Origin of the sequence: Actinoallomurus acaciae, from assembly GCF_042429965.1 — a bacterium.
GTDB classification, from domain to species: Bacteria; Actinomycetota; Actinomycetes; order Streptosporangiales; family Streptosporangiaceae; genus Actinoallomurus; species Actinoallomurus acaciae.
The window spans coordinates 1-4,340 of sequence record NZ_JBHLZP010000623.1 but is presented as its reverse complement, the minus strand read 5'-3'; the positions used below and the strand labels follow the sequence as shown (position 1 = coordinate 4,340).

2 protein-coding genes and 1 pseudogene are annotated in these 4,340 nt (G+C 71.6%); 2 read left to right on the top strand and 1 reads right to left on the bottom strand.

All coding sequences use genetic code 11. From position 1 onward, the window contains the following. Positions 1 to 1,523, bottom strand: a 1,523-nt coding sequence (locus tag ACFFNX_RS43530) for an MFS transporter (protein ID WP_378212116.1), incomplete at its 3' end; no start/stop codon positions are given. 352 nt (positions 1,524 to 1,875) lie between these two features. On the opposite strand from ACFFNX_RS43530, the gene ACFFNX_RS43525 reads away from it, so the two are divergent. Together ACFFNX_RS43525 and ACFFNX_RS43520 are read left to right on the top strand one after the other, a co-directional pair. Next, a complete protein-coding gene (locus ACFFNX_RS43525) occupies positions 1,876 to 3,486 on the top strand; it encodes an esterase-like activity of phytase family protein (RefSeq protein ID WP_378212115.1) in 1,611 nt (536 codons plus the stop codon). Between the two features lie 606 nt (positions 3,487 to 4,092). Further along, positions 4,093 to 4,340 (top strand): annotated as a pseudogene (locus tag ACFFNX_RS43520) (hypothetical protein); the annotation flags it as partial.

Below are 4,340 nucleotides of genomic sequence, written 5' to 3'. Positions count from 1 at the left end.
GCGAGCTCCCTCGCCGGCGGCGGCGCCTCGGCCGTCACCACCGCCTCGCGTACGCCGGGCTCGGCCACGACGCGGGCGGCACGGCGCTCGCCCCGGCTGTTGACCAGCACCGAGACGACGACGGCGGCGAGGCAGATGACGCCCACCGCCCACCAGAGCGCGACGGTGAAGCCGTGCACCAGTCCGGCCGCGGTGAGCGCGGGCGAGGGCGGCCCCTGCGCGTGGGCCGCGATGTAGGAGGCCGTGGCGGTGGCGCCGATGGTGTTCAGCAGTGCGGTGCCGAGCGAGCCGCCGACCTGCTGTGAGGTGTTGACCATCGCCGAGGCGATGCCGGCGTCGTGCGTGTCGACACCCGCGGTGGCGAGGTTCATCGCCGGCATCAGCGCCGTGCCCAGCCCGATGCCCAGGAGTAACTGGGCGGGCAGCACCGAGGCGGCGTAGGCGCTGTCGACCTGCAACCGGGTGAGCAGCACGACGCCCGAGGCCGCGACGAGCAGGCCCGGCACCATGAGCAGGCGCGCCGGCACGTGGTTCATCAGCCGCGCGGAGATCTGCGTCGAGCCCGTGATCATGCCGGCCGTCATCGGCAGGAACGCCAGGCCGGCCTCGACGGGGGAGTAGCGCTTGACGGTCTGCAGGTAGTACGTCAGGAACAGGAACAGGCCGAACATGCCGATCACCGACAGGCCGACGGACAGGTAGGCGCCGGCCCGGTTGCGGTCGAGGATCACCCGCATCGGCAGCAGCGGTGCCCGCGTCAGGGCCTCGACGACGGCGAACGCCGCCAGCAGCACGCCCGCGCCGACGAGCAGGCCGACCACGCCGCGCTCGCCCCAGCCCTCGGACTCGGCGCGGGTGAAGCCGTACACCAGCGCGACCAGGCCGGCGGTGACGAGCACGACGCCGGGCAGGTCGAGGCGGGAGTGGGACCGGTCGGCGACCGGGTCGCGGACGAAGACGATGCCGCCGGTCAGCCCGACCACGGCGACCGGCACGTTGACGTACAGCGCCCAGCGCCAGTCGAGGTACTCGGTGAGCAGTCCGCCGACGATCAGGCCGAGGGCGGCGCCCCCGCCCGCGATCGCGCCGTAGATGCCGAAGGCCTTGGCCCGTTCGGCCGGCGCGGTGAAGGTGACGGCGAGCAGGGAGAGCGCGGACGGCGCGAGCAGCGCGCCGAACGCCCCCTGCAGGGCGCGCGCGGCCAGCAGCATGCCCTCACCGTTCGCGGCGCCGCCGACCGCCGAGGCGGCCGCGAACCCGACGAGCCCGATGAGGAAGGCGTGCTTACGGCCGATGAGGTCGCCGACCCGGCCGCCGAACAGCAGCAGGCCGCCGAACGCGAGCGTGTAGGCGGTGATCACCCACTGCCGGTCGGCGTCGGAGATGCCCAGGGCGTGCTGGGCCGAGGGCAGGGCGATGTTCACGATGGTGGCGTCGAGGACGACCATGAGCTGGGCGAGGGCGATGAAGACCAGCGCGATCCAGCGCCGGGAGACAGGAGGGCCGGAGACCGGTGCGGTCATCGACATGAGGTGGCGTCTCCAAAGTTGGGGAATCAGTGCCTGGGCGAGCGGTGTGTCGGCAGGACTGCCATCGATCGGAGATCGTGGGGCCGGGCGGCGCGTGCGCCATGAGCCGCGCCACCCCCTGTCGCCCCGAATAACCTACTGTACTGGTTCCGTCACTGAGGGTACATCAACCGCGTGACGGGATAAAGACCGAAGACGACGCAAATGACCCCGCCTCTGACCAGGGCGTACGGCGCCAAGCGTCGCGTGTCAGTAATCTCCCGGCCGCTCCGCCGACGATGCCCGTCCACCCGCGTTGATCAAACTGCTCGGTCGGCACGTCATGGGACGAGCCGGGGAGGATCGGATGAATCGCCTGCACACCACCACCGTCACCGCCACCGCCGCCGTGGCGCTGGCCCTCGCACTCGGCGGCGCCGCCGGAGCCGTCCCCGCCGCGCACGGCCGTACGCTCGCGCCGCACGACGACACCTACCGGGTGCGGGCCGGTCACACCCTGCGGTCCCCGGGGCTGTTCCGCAACGACGACGGCGACCCGATCACGCTGACCTCGCACACCTCGCCCGCCCACGGCTCGCTCAGCCTCAACCCGGACGGGACCTTCCGCTACACGCCGGCCGCGGGCTTCACCGGCACCGACACGTTCACCTACACGGTGACCGACGCCGTCCGCCTGTACCCCACGCACCTCCCGCCGCTCGCCACGATCGGGGGCGTCAAGATCACCGGTGGGGCATACGGCTCGTCGCTGGCCCCGGTGCCCGGCTCGCGCGACGAGTACTACGGCCTGACCGACCGCGGCCCGAACGTCGACGGCCCGGACGGTGAGAAGATCCTCCCGCTACCGGGCTTCACGCCCTCCATCGGCCGGTTCCGGCTCGCCGACGGCAAGGCGACGCTGGAGCGGAAGATCCCGCTCAGGGAGGCCGACGGCACCCCGTACACCGGGCGCGTCAACCCCGAGGCCACCACGGGGGAGAAGCTCGTCGACCTGAACGGCGAGGCGCTCGCGCCGAACGAGTCCGGCTACGACTCCGAGGGCCTGGTCGCCCTGCCCGACGGGACGTTCTGGGTGTCGGACGAGTACGGCCCGTTCATCACGCACTTCGACCGGAACGGACGGGCGCTCCGGCGGCTCTCGCCCTTTGACGGCTCCCTTCCGCGCGAGCTGGCGAATCGCGTGCCGAACAAGGGCATGGAGGGCCTGACCGTCACGCCGGACGGCCGGACACTCGTCGGCATCATGCAGTCGGCGCTGCAGCAGCCCGACGTCACCGCCAAGCCGGCGAACATCACCACGTTGCGCATCGTGACCTACGACCTGCGCACGCGGGCGACGCACGAGTACGTCTACCTGCTCGATGACCCCAAGGACAACGGCGGCGCGGTCAGCGAGATCACCGCGCTGGGCGGCACGCGGTTCCTCGTCGACGAGCGCGACGGCGGCTTCGAGCCGAACGCCTACAAGAAGCTGTTCACGATCGACCTCGCCGGCGCGACCGACGTCGGCCCCTCCGCCTCCGTGCCCGGCGCCACGTACGACGCGGCCAGGGGCGGCCTGCTCGTCGGCGGCAAGAGCATCGACGCGTACGTCGGCAAGGACGACACCGCGCAGTCGCGGGCCGACCTGGCCAAGGTGGGTGTCACGCCGGTGCGCAAGTCCCTCGGCCTGGACCTGGGCGCCCTGCTGACGCGGCTCGACCCGAGCGGCGGCTTCTTCGGCCACGACAAGGTCGAGGGGGTCGCGACCACCGACGGCGGACGCACGCTCGTGGTCAGCAACGACAACGACTTCGGGATCGACGGCGTCACGAACGACACGCCGCCGTTCCGGCTGCACGTCAAGACGCTGCCGAACGGCACGCAGGACGACGGCGAGTACCTGGCGATCGACACGACCCGGCTCCCCGCCGTGACGCGGACCGCGACCGTGACCATCAGGGTCACCGCCCGCTAGGTGTAGTGGCCGCGGAGGTTGGTTCGGCGGCGCGGGTGGATGGTCTTGATGTGGGTGAGGGTCTTCTGGCTCGGTGTGGATTGCGGCATCTACATCGGCCAGGAAGGCCCTCATGCCGCGCCGTAACGCGCCATTGACTGAGGCCGGGCGTCTTTGCCTGGCCGGCTGTTGTTGGTGAGGGTGGGCCGTTGCGGAGTGGTTCTAGGTCTTGCTCACGCTCGTCAAACGGTGGGTGGGTCGCTACTGCGGCTGTGGGCAGGCTGGGGTGGCCGATCGTTTCAGCCGCCCGTACACCGGTCCTCGGCGTACCTCGACTCGTATCGGATGGTGGATTATCAAGGTTCGGGTGACCTGCCGGTGGGGTCCGGGCCGGATCGCCGTCCTGTTGTGGTTGAACCTGGCCGCCGTGCGCCGGGTGTTGGTCCGCCGATCGCCTGTACCGTCTGGATTGGATGGACCGGGTCACCGGGCGTGTGATCCGCCGTTATGCACGCGCCAGGCCGGGTGAGCCGGTTCATGTGGACATCAAGAAGCCGGGCAACGTCCCCTGGTGGCGGTGGACGTCCGGTCGCGACCCGCGACCGGGTCGGCGGAGCGGAGCGGGCGATGGCGAACACACACGCGGTCGAGGTCGGCTCCACGACCGTGGTCAAGCGGTTTCGCCGGTGGGACCAGGACGAACACCGGCGCGAGTGGCGTGCGCTGACCCTGCTCGCCGAGCACGCCCCCGGGCTGGCGCCCGCCCCCGTACGGGCCGACCTGGAGGCGGACCCGCCGAGCGTGACGATGGCGCGCCTGGACGGGGCGCCGCTCGCGGGCCGGCTGAGCGACGCCCAGGTCGACGGGCTCGCCGA